The following is an 18,030-nucleotide window of genomic DNA, read 5'->3' on the forward strand; positions in this document are numbered from 1 at the left end:
GGCCGGCGGTCCGGCCTCGCGAGGCCGTGATCGCCCCTCCGTCCGGAGCACGGGGCGCGCGGCGCCGTGCGCCGGTCAGCCAACGCCGCGCGCTGCGTGACGCAGCCCTGGGAGCAGTAGATGAAGACCGAGATGAGTCTTGAACAAGCGGCGCGACTGGCGCTGCAATGCCTGGACCTGACCAGCCTGAACGATGGCGACACCGCGGCCGACATCGACGCGCTGTGCGCCCGCGCCATCGGCGCGCCGGAGCGCGGCCACGTCGCCGCGGTCTGCGTCTGGCCCCGCTTCGTCGCGCAGGCGCGTGCCGCCTTGCCCGCGGACATCCGGGTCGCGGCGGTCGCCAATTTCCCCGACGGCAGCCTCGACCTGCCGCGCGTGCTGGCCGAGGTCGACGCGATCGCGCAGGCCGGCGCGCAGGAGGTCGACGTGGTGCTGCCGTACAAGGCGCTGATGGCGGGGCAATCGACCGAGGTGGCGGAGTTCCTCGCGGAGGTCCGTCACGCGACGCGCCCGCTGACCTTGAAGGTGATCATCGAATCGGGCGAGCTGGGCTCGCCGGCGCGCATCGCCGAGGCCACGCGCCAGGCGCTGATGGCCGGGGCCGACTTCGTCAAGACCAGCACCGGCAAGAGCCCCGTATCGGCCACGCCGGAGGCGGCCGCGACGATGCTGCGCGAGATCGCGGCGAGCGGGCTGGGCAACGCGGGCTTCAAGGCCTCGGGCGGGATCCGCTCGGTGGCGGATGCGCGCGGCTACCTGCAGCTTGCCGCCGATGCGCTGGGCGTGAGCGCGCTGACGGCCCAGCGCATGCGCTTCGGCGCCAGCGGGCTGCTGGGCGACATCGAGGCGGTGCTGGCCGGGCAGGACAGCGCGGCCGTCAGCGCGGCCTACTGACGCGGCGACGCACGGGCGCAGAAGCGGCAAAGACGCGACAAAGAAGCGGCTCGGCGAGCGGCGCATCGCGACGAAGCCGCGACCTTGCCGCGATGGCCATCACGAAGCGACGCCCCGGCCGACAAGGGGCGCTGAGACAACGACCACACATCGAAGGGACGCGGCGATCATGCTGGCGCAGGAAATCATTCGGGCCAAGCGCGAGGGGCGCGCGCTGGACGAGGCCCAGATCCGGCACTTCGTGCGCGGGCTGGTGGACGGCAGCTGGAGCGAGGGCCAGGTGGCCGCGCTCGGCATGGCGGTGTTCCTGCGCGGCATGGGACGGGACGAGGCGGTCGCGCTGACGCGCGCGATGATGGACAGCGGCCGCGTGATGCGCTGGCCCGACATGCCGGGGCCGGTGCTGGACAAGCATTCGAGCGGCGGCGTGGGCGACAAGCTGAGCCTGATGATCGCGCCGATGGTGGCGGCCTGCGGCGGCTACGTGCCGATGATCGCGGGCCGCGGCCTGGGGCACACCGGCGGCACCGTCGACAAGCTCGAGGCCATCCCCGGGTACACGACCACGCCGGCGCCGGCGGATTTCGACCGCATCGTCCGCACGCTGGGCTGCGCCATCATCGGCCAGACCAGCGACCTGGCGCCCGCCGACAAGCGCTTCTACGCGGTGCGCGACATCACCGCCACCGTCGAGAGCGTGCCGCTGATCACCGCGAGCATCCTGTCGAAGAAGCTGGCGGCCGGCCTGCAGGGCCTGGCGATGGACATCAAGTGCGGCAACGGCGCCTTCGCGGCGACCCCCGAGTTCGGCCAGGAGCTGGCGCGCAGCATCGTCGAGGTGGCTGGTGGCGCAGGCCTGCGCACGCGGGCGCTGATCACCGACATGAACCAGGTGCTGGGCCGGGAAGTGGGCAACGCGCTGGAGGTGCGCGGGGCCATCGACTATCTGAAGGGCGACGGGCCGCGCGAGGCCCGCACCCATGAACTGACGCTCGCGCTGTGCGCCGAGATGCTGGTGCTGGGTGGGCTGGCGCCTGACACGGCGGCCGCGCGCCTGAAGCTGCAGGCGGCGCTGGACAGCGGCGCGGCGGCGGAGCGCTTCGCGAAGATGGTCGCGGCGCTGGGCGGGCCGGCGGACCTGATGGAGAGGCCGGATGCGTATCTCGCGGCCGCGCCGGTCGTGCGCGCGGTGCCTGCGCCGCGCGCGGGGCGGGTCGTCGGGATGAAGACGCGGGACATCGGGCTGGTGATCGTGGAGCTGGGCGGCGGCCGGCGCCTGCCGGGCGACGCGCTCGACATGCGGGCCGGGCTGGATCGCTTCGCGCAATCGGGCGACCTGGTGTCGGCGGGCGATCCGATCGCCTTCGTCCACGCGGCGGACGAGGCCTCCGCTGAACGCGGGATCGCGCAGGTGCTGGCGGCAGTCACCATCGAGGACGCGCCGCACTGGACGCCGGCACCGCTCGTCATGGCTGAGTTGGGCTGACTGCGGGGCGATGCCGATCGGTAGAATCCCGCCCCTCGTTCCCTGATTCCCGCCATGCCCGATTCCATCGACCCCATCGACGATCCCATCGACAGCGACGACGCCAGCGAATCGCCGGCGGGCGAGGGCGCCAACCACCCGCGCGCCCGCATCCGCAGCTTCGTCGTGCGCGCGGGCCGCATGGGCACCGGGCAGATCAAGGCGCTCGCGGAACTCGGCCCCAAGTTCGTGCTGCCGTTCAAGCCCGAAGCGCTCGACTACGAAGCCACCTTCGGCCGCAAGGCGCCTGTGGTCTTCGAGATCGGCTTCGGCATGGGCGGCCCGACCGCGCAGATCGCCCGCACGCTGCCCGATGTCGACTTCATCGGCTGCGAGGTCCACGAGCCCGGCGTCGGCGCCTTGCTGAAGCTGATCGGCGAGCAGGACATCCCCAACATCCGCATCTTCCAGCACGACGCCGTCGAGGTGCTGGACCAGATGATCCCCCCGGGCTCGCTGGCCGGCGTGCACATCTACTTCCCCGATCCCTGGCACAAGAAGCGGCACAACAAGCGCCGCCTGGTGCAGCCGCCGTTCGTCGCCAAGCTGGTGAAGCACCTCGCGCCGGGCGGCTACCTGCACCTGGCCACCGACTGGGAGCCCTACGCCCAACAGATGCTGGAAGTGCTGAGCGCCGATCCGGACCTGGTGAATGCCTCGTCCCGCGCCGACGGCTACGCCGACAAGCCGGACTACCGCCCGCTCACCAAGTTCGAGCACCGCGGCCTGAAGCTGGGTCACGGCGTCTGGGACCTGGTCTTCAAGCGCAAGGGCTGAATCGCGCCGCTGGCCCCGCGACCGCGCGGCCGCGGTGCATCGCTGCGTGACCAAGGTCAGGCGTGGACCGGCCCGCAAGGCCATTCAAGGCCGTCAAAAGGGGCGCGCTGGTAGAGTTCCGCCCCATGTCCGAATCCAACTCCCTCGCCGGTCGGCACATCCTGCTGGGCCTGTCCGGCGGCATCGCCTGCTACAAGATCGCCGAGCTCACCCGGCTGCTGGTCAAGGCCGGCGCCACGGTGCAGGTCGTGATGACCCAGGCCGCCGAGGCCTTCATCACGCCGGTGACGATGCAGGCGCTGTCGAACCGGCCGGTCTTCACCAGCCAATGGGATGCGCGGCCCGAGAACAACATGGCGCACATCAACCTCACCCGCGAGGCCGATGTGATGCTGATCGCGCCGGCCAGCGCGGACATGATCGCCAAGCTGGCCCAGGGCCGCGCCGACGAACTGCTGTCGCTGACCGCGCTGGCGCGCCCGGCCCAGCGCTGCGCGCTGCTGCTGGCGCCGGCGATGAACCGCGAGATGTGGGCCCATCCCGCCACGCAGCGCAACCTGGCGCAGGTCCGGGCGGACGGCGCGCAGGTGCTGGGCGTCGGCAGCGGCGACCAGGCCTGCGGCGAGGTCGGCGATGGCCGGATGCTGGAGCCGCAGCAGTTGCTCGAGCACGTCGTCTCGCACTTCCAGCCCAAGGTGCTGGCCGGCCGCAAGCTGCTGATCACCGCGGGCCCGACCTACGAGGCGATCGATCCGGTGCGCGGCATCACCAACCGGTCCAGCGGCAAGATGGGATTCGCCATCGCGCGCGCGGCGGCGGAGGCCGGTGCCGAGGTGACGCTGGTGGCCGGTCCGGTGCACCTGCCCACGCCGCTGGGCGTGAGCCGCATCGACGTGCAGAGCGCGCGCGAGATGCTGGACGCGGTGCTGCCGCGCGCGGCGACGCACCAGGTCTTCGTCGCCACGGCGGCGGTGGCGGACTGGCGGCCGGCGCAGGCGGCCGAGCACAAGATCAAGAAGAACGCCAAGGCCGGCGAGGCGGTCGCGCCCGCGCTGGCGCTGGCCGAGAACCCCGACATCCTGGCCACGGTGGCCGCGCTGCCGCAGCCGCCGCTGTGCGTCGGTTTCGCGGCGGAGAGCCAGGACCTGATCAAGCACGCGCGCGAGAAGCGCCAGCGCAAGAACGTGCCGCTGATCGTGGCCAACGTCGGGCCCGCGACCTTCGGCCAGGACGACAACGCGCTGACGCTGGTCGACGCGCGCGGCGAGCGCGAGCTCTCCCGCGCCGACAAGCTGACGCTGGCCCGCGAGCTGGTGCGCGAGATCGCGCAGCGGCTCACCACCTACACTGCCTGACTTTCCGCCGCGCGCGGTGCGCCGTCCGACGCGCGCGTCGCCCGAAGCGCTCACGCTGCCCCGGCCCTTCCGGGGGCGAGGGCCGCGATGGGCCGTGGCGGCATCCGACTCTCTTCCCCGTTGACCCCATGACCACCATCGATCTCAAGGTGCTCGACCGCCGCATGGCCGAGCAGCTTCCCGCCTACGCGACGACCGGCAGCGCCGGCCTGGACCTGCGCGCCTGTCTGGACGAGCCGATCACGCTCGCGCCGGGCGACACGGTGCTGGTGCCGACGGGCCTGGCGATCCACATCGGCGACGCCGGCCTGGCGGCGATGATCCTGCCGCGCTCGGGGCTGGGCCACAAGCATGGCGTGGTGCTGGGCAACCTGGTGGGCCTGATCGACTCCGACTACCAGGGGCAGCTGATGGTCAGCGTGTGGAACCGTGGCAAGGACAGCTTCACCATCCAGCCGATGGAGCGCATCGCGCAGATGGTGATCGTGCCGGTGGTGCAGCCGACCTTCCGCGTGGTCGATGACTTCGATGCCTCCTCGCGCGGCGAGGGCGGTTTCGGCTCGACCGGCAAGGCCTGACCCGCGCCACCACCCCGCGCAGCCCACGCTGCGAATCGCAGGCCGGAGTCAGCGAGCGTGTGTGGGGCCGGAATGGGGCTTGGGGTTCCCGGACGGGAGGCCCCATGCCCCGTGGAGAGCCCGCGCCTGGCCGTCCGAGGTCAATCCTCGTGACCGTGCCCGTGCTCCACGCCCGCCGCCTCGGCGTCGACGGGCACGCTCGCATTGGCGCCATCGAAGAAGAACGGCTTGCGCGCCTTCTTCGCGGGCCAGACCTCGTTCATCGACGGGATGTCGAAGACCTTGCCGCCTTGCATGACCTGCGAGATCCGGTCGCTCTGCCGGATGTCCTTGAGCACATCCCCGTCGAGGATCACCAGGTCCGCGAGCTTGCCCGGCTCGAGTGAGCCGATGTCCTTGTCCAGCCCGAGGTAGCGCGCCGGATTGAGCGTCGCGGTGCGGATCGCCTCGAGCGAGGACATGCCGCCCAGGCCCATCATCCACATCTCCCAGTGCGCGCCCAGGCCTTCGCGCTGGCCGTGCGCGCCGATGTTCACCGGCACGCCGGCGCGCTGCAGCTCGGTCGCGGTCTTCGCGACCTGGATGACGTTGAAGTCCTCCTCCGGCGCCGTCTCGCGGCGCACGCTGCGCGGCTCGAGCACGGCCTTGGGCACGAACCTGCTCAGCAGCGGATGGCGCCACACGTCGGTGCGCGCGTACCAGTAGTGCTCGCCGTCCAGGCCGCCGTAGGCGACGTTGAGCGTCGGCGTGTAGCCGACCTGCGTCTGCGGCCACAGCTGCTTCACGTCGTCGTAGACCTTGGCCACCGGCAGCGCATGCTCGATGCCGGTGTGGCCGTCGATGACCATGTTCATGTTCATCTGGAACAGCGAGCCGCCTTCCGGCACGACCATCATCTGCGTCTCGCGCGCGGCCTCGAGCACCTGCTGGCGCTGGTCGCGGCGCGGCTGGTTGTAGCTCTTGACGCTGATCGCGCCGGCGGACTTGAGCCGCTTCAGATGGGTGAGGGCGTCGTCCAGGCTGTTGATCACGGCGGAGAAGTCGCCTTTCGCGCCGTACAGCACCGTGCCGGTCGAGAAGATCCGCGGCCCCACCACGCGGCCGGTGCGCTGCATCTCGGACTGGGTATAGATGTCGCTGGTGCGGTTGGACGGGTCGTGCAGCGTGGTCAGGCCGAAGGCCAGCGACGCGTAGTTGATCCAGCTCTGCTGCGGGATGATTTCGCTCTCGGCCATCGTGCCGTGCCAGTGGGCGTCGATCAGGCCGGGGATCACCGTCTTGCCGGCGGCCTGGATCGTCTCCGTCCCCGCCGGGATCGTCACCGAAGCGCGCGGCCCGATCGCCGCGATGCGGTCGCCGTCGACCAGGATGACGCCGTCCTCGATGACTTCATCGGGCCTGGCCGCGTTCATCGTGACGACGCGCGCGCCGACGATGGCGATGCGGCCCTTGGGCTTGTCGGCGCTCAGCGTCAGCTGGATAGTCGCACCGCGCTCGGCCGGCTTGAAGCCCGGCTGCAGCGCCTGCGCCAGCGGCACGGTGAACAGCTCGTTGCCGAGCGCGTAATGCAGCGCATAGGGCCGCGACTTGCCGTCGCCGGACCACTGCAGGTCGTCGCCGGCATTGACGTCGAGCTTGCTGACCGGCATCGCCTCGGCCTTGGGGCCGACGGTCTGCAGCTTGCCGGCCGGCGCGAGCGGCGTCACGTAGGTGTGGAAGCGTTCGGTGAAGCCCAGCCACTGGCCGTCCGGCGACACGGTGAAGCGCGTCGCGAATTCGCTCTTGGCGACCGCGATCTCGCTGCGTTCGACGAGGTTCAGGCGGATCAGCTGGCGATTGGCATCGACCTCGCCGGTGGTCTGCTTGCGGGTGACGTAGAGCGTGTCGTTGTCGGCGCCGAACTGCGGCGCCTCGCCGTCCTTGGTGACGCGGCGCGCCTGGCCCTTGCCATCGGCCGGTGCGACGTAGATGCCGGGCTCCAGGCTGTTCCAGGGCGAGGTCAGGTAGCCGCCCTTGGCCTTCTGGTACGCGATGGTGCGGCCGTCGGGCGAGAAGGCCGGCGCCAGGTACTTGCCGGGCTCCGGCGTGACGACGGTGTCGCGGCCGCTGGCCAGGTCGAGCACGCGCACGCGGCCCTGGTCGGCGTCGCTCCAGCCGAGGTAGACCAGCTGGCGGCCGTCGCGCGAGAAGGCCGGGAAGTATTCGAAGCGCTCGGTCTGCGAGGTCAGGCGCTTGGCTTCGCCGACCGGCTGGCCGTCGCGCAGCTCGCTCGTGTAGAGGTAGCCCGCGGACGAGAACACCACCCGCCTGCCGTCGGGAGAGACCTTCACCCAGCGCAGCATCTTCGATTCGAAGCTGGCCGGCGCGACCTCATGCGAGAAGCGGACCGCGGGCGTGAACTGGCGTTCGTCCTTCACATGGAAGGGGATCTCGGCGGCCGAGCCCTTGAACGGATCGATGCGCCAGAGCTTGCCCTGCGCCCAGGCGACGAGCTGGCGGGCATCGGGTGTCCAGGCGATGCCGGGGTAGACGCCGTGCACGGACCAGGACTCCTGCAGGTCGCGCTCCATGCCGGTCCAGGCGGGGAACTCGCGGCCGGTCTTCAGGTCCTTGAGGAACAGCGTGGTGCGGCTGCCCGAGGCGTCGCGCAGGCGGCGGATGAAGGCGAGGTACTTGCCGTCGGGAGAGGGCGTGGGGCGGATCGCGCCGCCGGGGCCGGTGACGAAAGGCTCGCTGGTGCCGTCGGTCAGGTCCTGGCGGTAGATCCGGAAGATCTCGCCGGTGCTGTCCTTGTTGTATTCGAACTGGCGGCCGGGCGTGCTGTCCTGCGAGTAATAGAGGAACTTGCCGTCGGGCGAGAGCGCGGGCTCGCCGAGGTCCTTCTGCCAGTTCGGCTTCTCGTTGAGCTGCTGGCCCTTGCCGCCGTCGACGTGATAGAGCCAGATCTCGCCGCTGCCCAGCGAGCGGGTGCCGGTGAAGTGCTTGCGGGCGGCGATGTATTTGCCGCTGGGGTGCCAGACGGGGTTGTTGAGCAGGCGGAAGTCTTCGGTGGAGATCGCGCGGGCGTTGCTGCCGTCGGCGTTCATGACCCAGATGTTGTCGCCGCCGCCGGCGTCGGAGACGAAGGCGATCTGCTGGCCGTCGGGGGAGAAGCGGGGTTGCATCTCCCAGGCGACCGAGTGGGTGAGGGCGGTGGCCTCGCCGCCGTCGATCGGCATCACGTACAGGTCGCCGAGCAGATCGAAGACGATGCGCTTGCCATCGGGGCTGACGTCGACGGACATCCAGGTGCCGGAGCGGACGTCGAGTTTGGCGATGCGCTGCTCGCCGCGGGGCTGGTTGACGTTCCACTTGGGGGCGGAGGCCGCGGCGGCGGGCGCTGGCGCTGCGGCGGGGGCATCGGCGGCGAACGCCGCGGCCTGCAGCGCGAGCCCGAAAGCAATCACGCCCGCGCGGGCGGGCGTGACGGGGAAGAGGCTGGTGAGCGAGGTCGGCTTCGTGAGCGTCTTGGTCGGCATTGGGGCACCCTGGGATGAGAGTGCCGGGAGCATATTCGTCGACCCCTGGCAAACCCGGGAGGGTTTGCGAGGGCATGACGAATGGACGTGCGAGGGGCGGAAAAAACATGGACACGTCAGGTGCCCCCCAGTTCCTGAAGGGGGTGTTGCCACCCATTTTTGGCGTTTGACTGACTTGAGTAAGCTAAGTATCAGTCCGAAGAGAAATTTCTAATGTCATTGCGTAGATTTCGTCCGACTCGGAATTCAAATTCAGGGCATGACGAAACTGGCTCTCACGGACGCGCAATATTCAGCGCTCTCCTGCTTCTGTTACCTCGCTCAAAAATACCGCATGCGGGTTGCGGTTTCAGATCTCGCTCAAGCGAAGAGCTTTGATACGAGCCTTGCGCCTTCTGAAATGGTGCGTGTCCTCGCGCCCGATCATCATCTGAAAATCCAGTCATTCAAACTGACGGGAGTTGAGTGGAAGAAACTGCACCTCCCGGTGATGGCAGAGCGTCTCGGAGGCACTTGGACGGCACTGGTCGCGCGCAATGAGTTTGAGTTCATCGCCGTTGATAGCGTGTCAGGAGGCGTCCATCGCTTTCAGATTGATGGTTTTTCCGACGCTTTTACTGGGCGCGTCTTGGCGCTGAAGGAGCGGCGCGACATGCCCGAAATCCATCGGGTTTTTGGATTGTCGTGGTTGACCCGTCGGGCGAACCAGATGCGAGGGTTGCTGGTTCAGATACTCGTCGCCTCGCTCGTCATGCAGATATTCGCGACGGCGATGCCGTTGTTCAGCCAGGTCGTCATCGACAAGGTTCTGGTCCACCACAACATCTCCGCCTTGTACGTGCTGGGAGTGGGCATGGGCATCCTCACGGTCTTCGAATTCGTGCTCATGCTGCTGCGAACCCAGCTCCAGGCCCACGTCGCGAGCAAGGTGGATCTGGAGCTGGGCGTTCGCATCAAGCAGAAGCTGCTGCGTTTGCCCATGCACTATTTCCAGAGCCGCAGCAGCGGGCACGTGCTCGGGCTGTTCAAGGAACTCGACACCGTTCGCCAGTTCATCACTGGCCCGTCGGCGACCAGCCTCGTGGATGTCACATTTCTGGTGGTATTCCTGCCGCTGATGCTTTGCTACAGCCCGACCCTCACCGGCATCACGGTCGTCACCGCGTTGGCAATGATGGCGGTGTCCTTCCTGACGAAGCCTGGACTTACCCGCCGCATGTCAGAGCATTCCAGGGCGGCCACCGAGTGCCAGAGTGCCTTGGTCGAGAACCTTGCTGGGATCGGCACCATCAAGGCCCTGGCGGCTGAGCCCGTCATGCAGCGGCGTTGGGAATCGGCATTCGCCCTCAACGTACTGGCGACCTTGCGCTCGGCGAACGCGCAAGGCGCATCCGCCGCGGCCAGCACATTCATTCAACGTGCGTCGACGCTGGGCATCCTCTGGGTCGGGGCCGATCTGGCACTGCAGAACCGGATCAGCGTCGGGCAGATGATTGCCTTCCAGATGCTATCCGCTCGTGTCCTGCATCCGATGATGCGGATGTCGCAGCTATGGCAGGACCTGTGCCAGGTCCAGCACTCGATGTCGCGCCTGGGGGACATCATGAACGCTCCCGGCGAGGAGACGTCGGGTGATCGCGCGTTGATCCTTGCGCCTCGGCCGGGCAGCATCGAGATTGCCGACCTCCGTTTCGCTTACCCCGGCAGCCAAACGCCGGTACTTCGGAACCTGTCGGTGCACATTCCGTTCGGCCAGACCGTGGCGTTGGTGGGCCGGAGCGGCTCCGGCAAGAGCACCCTCGTCAAGCTGCTCCTGCGGTTGCACATCGCGGAGCAGGGCCGGATCCGTTACGGCGACGTCGACATTCGCAACATCGATTTGTCCGCGTTGCGACGTCGCGTGGCGCTGGTGCCTCAGGACACTGAGCTCTTCAATGGAACGATCGCCCAGAACATTGCGATTCATTCCCCTTGGGCGAGTCTTGAGCGCATCGCCGAGGTCGCACGCGCCGCGGTGGCCGACGTGTTCATCGCTGAACTGAAAGAGGGCTATCAAACGCTTGTCGGCAGTGCTGGTGTTCAGCTGTCCGGAGGGCAGCGCCAGCGCATCGCCCTGGCCAGGGCGCTTCTGCACGAGCCGGACGTCCTGATCCTCGACGAGGCCACAAGCGCCATTGACTACGCCACGGAACTCCAGATCCACGACAACCTCTCACGCCTGTTGAAGGGGCGAACCCTGATCCATATCACCCACCGTCTGCGGTCGATACGACACGTCGACATGGTTCATGTCCTGGCAGGGGGACATCTTTCGGAGAGCGGCACGCATGCGGAACTGATGGAGCGTGGGGGCTCCTATCGCGCGCTCTACGGTCAAGTAGAAGAGACCGTGCTCGCCGCCGTCGCCTGAGCACCGTGAAACTTAAGCTGGCGTGGATCTGATGCAAGCCAAGGGCGATTGGGCCGTCGCACCCGCGGACGTCGATGGAGTGGATGTAGAGCAAGTCGAAGGCCTGCAGTTGCCGCAATCGCACAGGGTGCTACTCACGAGCATCCTGGTCGTGTCGCTGATGCTGTTGGTCTGGCTGTGGCTGAGCGAAGTCGACATCGTGTCGACAGCATCCGGCAAGGTCATGCCAGAAGGCCGATTGAAGGTCGTTCAGGCGGCGGAGGCGGGCGTCATCGTTGGCATCCATGGCACGGAAGGCCAGTCGGTGCGGAAGGGGGACCTGCTGTTTGAGTTCGACCCGACGATCAGCGAGTCGGAACAGCGCTCCGTCGGTGCCCGGCTCGCCCTCGCGACGCTCGAATTCGCCCGTATCGAGGCGGAGATCGCTGGCCGCGATCCCGTCTATCCGGAAGGTGACCAGCATCCTGAGGCGGTTGCCCTGCAGGAGCAACTGCGCATGGCCCGCGTGTCGAGCTTTGGGAGCCGGATCGCCCAGGCTGAGGTCAACGTTGACAGCGCTCGCAACAGCTTGGCTTCGGCCCGGGCGATGGTCGGCAATCTCGAGGAGATCGCGGCCTATACCCGCGAGCAGGAACAGATGCTCAGGCCGCATGTGGGCAAGGTCGTCTCCCGATTCAACTACGAATCGACGCGGCAATCGCTGCTCGACAAGGAGAACGACCTTGCGATGCAGCGAAGCAAGGCCGCAGCCGCTGAGGGCGAACTGCAGGTGGCGCAGAAGCGGCTGCGGCTCGTCAAGGACGAGCACCAGAGTCTGTTGGTCGAAGAGCTCAATGGCAAGCGCAATGAGTTGACGCTGCTGCGGGCCGAGGCCAGGAAGATCGAACGCATTCAGGGATTGAAGGAACTGCGATCACCGATTGATGGGCAGATCCAGTCGGTGGGTGTCACCACCGCAGGCGGTGTGGTGACTGCCGCGCAGACGCTCGCCACCATTGTCCCGGAAGGCATGCCGCTCGTGATCGATGCGAACCTGTCCAGCGCCGACGTGGGTTTCGTGCAGGCGGGCCAGGTGGTGAAGATCAAGTTGGACGCTTATCCGTTCATGCAATACGGCGCGCTGTCGGGCGTCGTGGATCAGATTAGTCCGGACTCCGAGAACGCCGTGGGGAGCGTCATGGGCAGCGGCGCCACCCCGTCGGCCTATTACCGAGTACGCATCACGACGGAGCTTCAACAGGGCGGGATCGATCCGCGGATTCGTGTCAAGCCAGGCATGACGGTACAGGCCGACATCACGACGGGACGCCGTCGATTGATCCAGTTCTTCATTCAGCCGCTGGTCCGCCATTGGGAAGACACGCTGACCATGCGCTGAAACAGGGCGATGGCTCGAGGCCCATCGGAGCCATTTGAAGCAGCCATTTCTCAAACCTCGCTCTGCAAGCAGAGCCTCACCATGCAGGAGATGACGAGATGTCCAGTCCAAAGAACGGAAAGCGGCGAATTGCCGCGCTGATAGCGCTTGCCGCGGGCGCCCCCTTGTCGGGGACTGCCGGCACAAGCGCTCAACTTGGCGGCTACCGGATTCAGTTCAAAACGCAATCTCAGGAGCGCAGCACCAAGGCCGCGGATCTCATGCCCCAGTCGGTGATCGAGATTACGCGAGCAGGTAGCGGAGCGCCGATATACAAGGAGCAGTCGCTATTGGAGCCCGGCTGCGGGAAAGTGCCAGCCGCTGCCTTGGTCACGGATCAATATGTGGCTTTATGCGGGCACCTGGGCGGCCGCCATTACACCCACCGCGTCTTCCGCATCGGGAGCGCCGGGCCGGAAAGCGCCACGCTCGACGCCTTTGACGACCCGGCGCCGATGAAGGCAGATGCGCGAGGTGTCCTCACCGCGCTGGTAGCCCGCCGGGACCAGTTCCCGGGCGAGCTCGTCGGTCCGCTGTACTTCCCCTACGTGTATGCACTGCGTGCTGACGACAGCACCTTTGGATTCGTCCCGACCTTTGGCCTCGGCGTGAAGCAGCAATACCTGGACTACTACTCCGGAATCAGGGCAAGTCAGGACTTGTCGCAGTTCCTTCCAGTCTTGTTGGCCGCTTTGATCGCAACGCAAGACCCGGAGCTAATTTGCCAGGAAGTGCAGCAGTGGAGGAGGGATCAATTGGAAGCGAAAGGGAACACGAACGCCTTTGACAGTGCCATCCGCCACTGGGTCGCAAAGCTGCCAGTGGTCGGCTACCCGGCCTTCGACTTGACGCGCTGCTGAGGACCTCGCCATGGCATGCCCCAACGCATCGAATCTGAGCGCGGCCCAAAAGGACATTGCTGCCCGCATCATCACAGCAGGAGACAAACGAGGCTTCAGCGACGAGATGATCAACTTCGCCCTGAAGGCCGCATTCATCGAATCCAGCATGGGAACCAACTTGGGCGCTTCCCGTCCAGGTGGGGACCACATCGGGCTCTATCAGTACGACACGGTGACTTGGAATGGGTTGAACCATGTCGGGAGCCGCAACAGCATCGACGCGCAAATCAACGCGTTCTACGACGACATCAACAAGTACTCGGGACGCTACAACGCATTGCAACCGGCAGAGCGCGGTTACCTGACGCAAGAGCAGTACATCTATTTGAAGCACCACGACGGAAACAATTACACCAACTGGTCTGGCTCTCCGGGCGTGAAGATCTTCAACAGCACCTGCTTCGATATGCAGGTCAAGACCCCTGACGGCGGAGGGGGCGGCGCAGGCGCTGGAAGCGGCGAAGCCGTGGAGATTCCGCCCTGGGTGGGCTGGGATCACATCGAGGCGGGCATGCGCGGCGGCTCTGTGACCGTATCGGAGCCTACTTTGGCGCTTCCCAAGGATCCGCCACCGGGCGAAGACGGTGATGGCGAGTACTGATTGCCCCCATTCTTGATCGCCGTGTGGTCGGGTCTCGACCGCCATGCTTGCAGCCGCCATCTGGCCTGCGGCTGTTGCCTAGCATGGCGGTCTGAGGAGTCGACCGCCGCTCACTCAGAACACCGTCATGATCGATCTGAACCTGACTCGTGAAGAGTTTTTCGCGCGATGCTTCGAAACCCGCTTCCACCACCAGCGCGCAGCATTGCGCGAGGTCGTGTTCGGTTGGAAGGACGTCAACGAGTTGCTGTACGTCATGGACCCGGGCGCGCATGGTGTCCGGCTGTTCCGGAACGGCCCGGTGGACGAGACGAAATTCGTCGAGACCTACTCCGAACTCGGTGTTAACCGCCGACGGATCAACAAGGAGGCTCTCTATCGCCTCATGGGCGAAGGCGGAACCCTGGTGATGAATCGGTTGGAGCTCGTGTCGTCGACGATTCGGCGCTTATGCATGAGCGTGTCCGAGCTCTGCGGCGCTCCCACCATTGCGAACGGCTACGTGGCGTTTGATGGCAATGGCAGTTTCGGCAAGCATTGGGACACGCACGATGTCTTCGCCGTGCAGTTGTTCGGGCGCAAGCGTTGGAAGCTGTACGAGCCGACGCATCCCTTGCCGACGCGGCATCAGACCAGCCGCCACCTCAAGGAGTTCTGTCCGCCCATGCCGGTTTTCGACGACGTCCTTGAGGCAGGAGATGTCCTCTACGTTCCCCGTGGCTGGTGGCACGAGGCCTTGCCGATGGGCGAGGAAACCTGCCACGTCGCCATCGGAACCCATGGACCGACTCTGGCCGACTATGCCGTCTGGTGCTGTCAGAGGCATTTGCGGGATCACTTCGTCTGTCGCAAGTCCGCCCGCTTGGACGATACGGCAAGCAACAACTTGGTGGGTGTCGGCGACGTCGTGGCGGAAGTCATCGCCAATCCAGTGACGTTCGAAGAGTTCCAGCGCGACCTCGTCGCGAGCGAGCGCCTGTCTACGCCGTTCCACCTGGAGCATTTCGTCGCACCGCGTCGTTACCCGATCGACGATGAGACGGAGCTTCAGATCAATTCGATGCTGCGCGTGGATGTTGATCGGCAGTTTCTTTCCGTCAATGGCGCGGAGGCCCCTCGCGATCTCCGCATCCGCGAGGTTCTCGGCTGCTTGACCGTCCGGTCGCACATGACGATCGCCGACATGATCATCGCGCTGCCCCATTTATCAGCGGAAGAAGTGCGAGCCGCCGCTTGTGCGCTGGTGATGGGGAATCGCGCGCTGATTCGTAGCGGCTCACTCGGGCCGATCTCTTGATGAAGGGGCGTGCCTGGCGCAGCGCGCCAACGCGGTGGGATATCCAAAGCGACGTGACCGTCAGTCGTCGTCATCCCGTGCGAAGCGTTCCGCCAACTCTTCCATCGTCGGCATCCCCGCCTTCTCAAAGCGGATGCGCAGGCCGAGCGCCCGCGTGACGCACATGAGCGAGCTCACGGAGGATTCCTGACCCGCTTCGAGTCGATAGATCACTTCCCGAACTCTGAAGGCATCTCGCGCGAGCGCCGATATGGACATGCCGCGCGCTTCGCGGCGTGCCTTCAGGATCAGTCCGACGTCTTCGGGGAAGCTTGCGGTCTCGAGCATGACTCTCGCTTTCGGTTGCATCGACTCATTCTGCAAGCGTTGGCGAACACCAGATTCATTGAGCGTGTCAGCCATGCCTTGCAAAACAGGCCGGAAATCGAGAATTTGCAAGCCATGGCTGGCATGTTGGGTGGCAAAGGCGAGATCAGGCGCAGAAATGAAATCGGGCCGCGAATGCGGCCCGTCCCTTTACTGCAACGCGCGTGGCGCGTTCACTTGGCTCGCGCCGTCATGATCGCGTCCGCGACGTTCTTCGGCGCCTCGGAGTAGTGCTTGAACTCCATCGTGTAGGTCGCGCGGCCCTGCGTGGCCGAACGCAGCGAGGTGGAGTAGCCGAACATCTCCGACAGCGGCACCTCCGCCTTGATGATCTTGCCGCCGCCGACCATGTCGTCCATGCCCTGCACCATGCCGCGGCGGCTGGACAGGTCGCCCATCACCGTGCCCGCGTAGTCCTCCGGCGTCTCGACCTCCACCGCCATCATCGGCTCCAGGATCACCGGGCTGGCGCGCCGGCAGGCTTCCTTGAAGCCCATCGACGCGGCCATCTTGAACGCGTTCTCGTTCGAGTCCACGTCGTGGTACGAGCCGAAGGTCAGCGTCACCTTCACGTCCACCACCGGATAACCCGCCAGCACGCCGTTGGGCAGCGTGTCGATCACGCCTTTCTCCACAGCGGGGATGTACTCGCGCGGCACCACGCCGCCCTTGATGGCGTCGACGAACTCGAAGCCCTTGCCCGGCTCCAGCGGCTCCACCGTCAGCACCACGTGGCCGTACTGGCCCTTGCCGCCGGACTGCCGCACGAACTTGCCTTCGACGTCCTCCACCTTCTTGCGCACCGTCTCGCGATACGCCACCTGCGGCTTGCCGACGTTGGCCTCGACGCTGAACTCGCGCTTCATCCGATCGACGATGATCTCCAGGTGCAGCTCGCCCATCCCCGAGATGATGGTCTGCCCCGATTCCTCGTCGGTGCGCACGCGGAAGGACGGATCCTCCGCCGCCAGCCGGCCCAGCGCGATGCCCATCTTCTCCTGGTCGGCCTTGGTCTTGGGCTCCACGGCCTGGGAGATCACCGGCTCCGGGAACACCATCTTCTCGAGCGTGATGATCGCCTCCGGATCGCACAGCGTCTCGCCCGTGGTCACGTCCTTCAGGCCCACGCAGGCCGCGATGTCCCCGGCCAGGATCTCCTTGATCTCCTCGCGCTGGTTCGCATGCATCTGCAGGATGCGGCCGATGCGCTCCTTCTTGCCGCGCGTCGGGTTGTAGACCGAGTCGCCCGACTTCAGGATGCCCGAATACACCCGCACGAAGGTCAGCTGGCCCACATACGGATCGGTCATCAGCTTGAAGGCCAGGGCGCTGAACTTCTCGTTGTCATCGGCCTTGCGGGTCGTGTCCCGCTCGTCGTCATCGGTGCCGTGCACCGGCGGGATGTCGATCGGCGAAGGCATGAAATCGATCACCGCATCCAGCATCCGCTGCACGCCCTTGTTCTTGAACGCGGTGCCGCACAGCATCGGCTGGATCTCGCCGGCGATGGTGCGCTGGCGGATCGCGCGCTTGATCTCGTCCTCGCTCAGCTCGCCGCTCTCGAGGTACTTGTTCATCAGTTCCTCGTCCGCCTCGGCGGCGGCCTCGACCATCTTCTCGCGCCATTCCTCGGCCTTGGCCTTGAGGTCGGCGGGGATCTCCTGGTACTCGAACTTCATGCCCTGCGAGGCCTCGTCCCAGACGATGGCCTTCATCTTGAGCAGGTCGATCACGCCCTTGAACTGGTCCTCGGCGCCGATCGGCAGCACGATGGGCACCGGGTTGGCCTTGAGCCGGTCCACCATCATCTGGCGCACGCGGTAGAAGTCCGCGCCGATGCGGTCCATCTTGTTCACGAAGGCCAGCCGCGGCACCTTGTACTTGTTGGCCTGGCGCCAGACGGTCTCGGACTGCGGCTGCACGCCGCCCACCGAGTCGTACACCATCACCGCGCCGTCCAGCACGCGCATGGACCGCTCCACCTCGATCGTGAAGTCCACGTGCCCGGGGGTGTCGATGATGTTGATGCGGTGCTCCGGGTAGGACAGGTCCATGCCCTTCCAGAAGCAGGTCGTCGCGGCCGAGGTGATCGTGATGCCGCGTTCCTGCTCCTGCTCCATCCAGTCCATCGTCGCGGCGCCGTCGTGCACCTCGCCGATCTTGTGGTTGACCCCGGTGTAGAACAGGATGCGCTCCGTCGTCGTCGTCTTGCCGGCGTCGATGTGCGCCGAGATGCCGATGTTGCGGTAGTGCTCGATGGGGGTCTTGCGGGACATGGTGGTCTCCAGTGGCGATGAACGACCCGGGGACGCCAGCTTCATGGGAGGCGGCCGTCGGGTCCGAAAGCCGATCAATGTAGCGACAAGCCATGACGGCCGCCATCCGCC

13 protein-coding genes are annotated in these 18,030 nt (G+C 66.4%); 10 read left to right on the forward strand and 3 right to left on the reverse strand.

Annotated elements, in window-relative coordinates:
- Nucleotides 1–132: 132 nt before the first annotated feature.
- From deoC to dut, 5 genes are all read left to right on the forward strand, one after another.
- Nucleotides 133–897 carry a deoxyribose-phosphate aldolase gene (gene deoC, locus FHT38_RS06705; RefSeq protein ID WP_091723764.1) on the forward strand — a complete coding sequence of 255 codons (765 nt, stop codon included), beginning with the start codon at nt 133–135 and terminating at the stop codon, nt 895–897.
- A gap of 166 nt (nt 898–1,063) precedes the next feature.
- Nucleotides 1,064–2,383, forward strand: coding sequence for a thymidine phosphorylase (gene deoA, locus FHT38_RS06710; protein ID WP_183492408.1), 1,320 nt, complete (start codon nt 1,064–1,066; stop codon nt 2,381–2,383).
- Nucleotides 2,384–2,437: 54 nt separating this feature from the next.
- Nucleotides 2,438–3,199, forward strand: coding sequence for a tRNA (guanosine(46)-N7)-methyltransferase TrmB (gene trmB / locus FHT38_RS06715; protein ID WP_183490811.1), 762 nt, complete (start codon nt 2,438–2,440; stop codon nt 3,197–3,199).
- Nucleotides 3,200–3,324: 125 nt separating this feature from the next.
- Nucleotides 3,325–4,554, forward strand: coding sequence for a bifunctional phosphopantothenoylcysteine decarboxylase/phosphopantothenate--cysteine ligase CoaBC (gene coaBC, locus FHT38_RS06720; RefSeq protein WP_183490813.1), 1,230 nt, complete (start codon nt 3,325–3,327; stop codon nt 4,552–4,554).
- Nucleotides 4,555–4,682: 128 nt separating this feature from the next.
- Nucleotides 4,683–5,132 (forward strand): dUTP diphosphatase, encoded by a 450-nt coding sequence (dut, locus tag FHT38_RS06725; protein ID WP_183490815.1) that lies wholly within the window; start codon nt 4,683–4,685, stop codon nt 5,130–5,132.
- Nucleotides 5,133–5,272: 140 nt separating this feature from the next.
- On the opposite strand, the gene FHT38_RS06730 is transcribed toward dut, so the two are convergent.
- Nucleotides 5,273–8,650 (reverse strand): amidohydrolase family protein, encoded by a 3,378-nt coding sequence (locus FHT38_RS06730; protein WP_183490817.1) that lies wholly within the window; start codon nt 8,648–8,650, stop codon nt 5,273–5,275.
- A 259-nt stretch (nt 8,651–8,909) separates the two neighbouring features.
- On the opposite strand from FHT38_RS06730, the gene FHT38_RS06735 reads away from it, so the two are divergent.
- The 5 genes from FHT38_RS06735 (at nt 8,910) to FHT38_RS06755 (ending at nt 15,277) form a co-directional block, all read left to right on the forward strand.
- Nucleotides 8,910–11,060, forward strand: coding sequence for a peptidase domain-containing ABC transporter (locus tag FHT38_RS06735; RefSeq protein ID WP_183490819.1), 2,151 nt, complete (start codon nt 8,910–8,912; stop codon nt 11,058–11,060).
- A gap of 31 nt (nt 11,061–11,091) precedes the next feature.
- Nucleotides 11,092–12,438, forward strand: a complete 1,347-nt coding sequence (locus FHT38_RS06740) for an HlyD family type I secretion periplasmic adaptor subunit (RefSeq protein ID WP_255488751.1) — start codon at nt 11,092–11,094, stop codon at nt 12,436–12,438.
- Between the two features lie 98 nt (nt 12,439–12,536).
- On the forward strand, nt 12,537–13,337 hold the full coding sequence (locus tag FHT38_RS06745) for a hypothetical protein (protein WP_183490823.1): 801 nt from the start codon (nt 12,537–12,539) through the stop codon (nt 13,335–13,337).
- A 10-nt stretch (nt 13,338–13,347) separates the two neighbouring features.
- Nucleotides 13,348–13,980 carry a hypothetical protein gene (locus FHT38_RS06750; protein ID WP_183490825.1) on the forward strand — a complete coding sequence of 211 codons (633 nt, stop codon included), beginning with the start codon at nt 13,348–13,350 and terminating at the stop codon, nt 13,978–13,980.
- 127 nt (nt 13,981–14,107) lie between these two features.
- Nucleotides 14,108–15,277: a JmjC domain-containing protein gene (locus FHT38_RS06755; protein WP_183490827.1), complete on the forward strand. Its 1,170-nt coding sequence runs from the start codon at nt 14,108–14,110 to the stop codon at nt 15,275–15,277.
- Nucleotides 15,278–15,337: 60 nt separating this feature from the next.
- Here the strand turns inward: FHT38_RS06755 and FHT38_RS06760 are convergent, their stop codons facing one another.
- Together FHT38_RS06760 and fusA are read right to left on the reverse strand one after the other, a co-directional pair.
- Entirely contained in the window at nt 15,338–15,715 is a 378-nt protein-coding gene (locus tag FHT38_RS06760) for a hypothetical protein (RefSeq protein ID WP_255488620.1), read from the reverse strand.
- 101 nt (nt 15,716–15,816) lie between these two features.
- Nucleotides 15,817–17,919 (reverse strand): elongation factor G, encoded by a 2,103-nt coding sequence (fusA, locus tag FHT38_RS06765; protein WP_091723779.1) that lies wholly within the window; start codon nt 17,917–17,919, stop codon nt 15,817–15,819.
- Nucleotides 17,920–18,030 lie beyond the last annotated feature (111 nt).

It is taken from the genome of Mitsuaria sp. BK041, assembly GCF_014193085.1.
Taxonomy (GTDB): Bacteria; Pseudomonadota; Gammaproteobacteria; order Burkholderiales; family Burkholderiaceae_C; genus Roseateles.

Coding starts and splice junctions, on each gene's coding strand:
- FHT38_RS06735 (WP_183490819.1), top strand. CDS start 8,910: ATGACGAAACTGGCTCTCACGGACGCGCAATATTCAGCGCTCTCCTGC.
- coaBC (WP_183490813.1), top strand. CDS start 3,325: ATGTCCGAATCCAACTCCCTCGCCGGTCGGCACATCCTGCTGGGCCTG.
- deoC (WP_091723764.1), top strand. CDS start 133: ATGAGTCTTGAACAAGCGGCGCGACTGGCGCTGCAATGCCTGGACCTG.
- trmB (WP_183490811.1), top strand. CDS start 2,438: ATGCCCGATTCCATCGACCCCATCGACGATCCCATCGACAGCGACGAC.
- FHT38_RS06755 (WP_183490827.1), top strand. CDS start 14,108: ATGATCGATCTGAACCTGACTCGTGAAGAGTTTTTCGCGCGATGCTTC.
- FHT38_RS06730 (WP_183490817.1), bottom strand. CDS start 8,650: ATGCCGACCAAGACGCTCACGAAGCCGACCTCGCTCACCAGCCTCTTC.
- fusA (WP_091723779.1), bottom strand. CDS start 17,919: ATGTCCCGCAAGACCCCCATCGAGCACTACCGCAACATCGGCATCTCG.
- FHT38_RS06750 (WP_183490825.1), top strand. CDS start 13,348: ATGGCATGCCCCAACGCATCGAATCTGAGCGCGGCCCAAAAGGACATT.
- dut (WP_183490815.1), top strand. CDS start 4,683: ATGACCACCATCGATCTCAAGGTGCTCGACCGCCGCATGGCCGAGCAG.
- FHT38_RS06745 (WP_183490823.1), top strand. CDS start 12,537: ATGTCCAGTCCAAAGAACGGAAAGCGGCGAATTGCCGCGCTGATAGCG.
- FHT38_RS06740 (WP_255488751.1), top strand. CDS start 11,092: ATGCAAGCCAAGGGCGATTGGGCCGTCGCACCCGCGGACGTCGATGGA.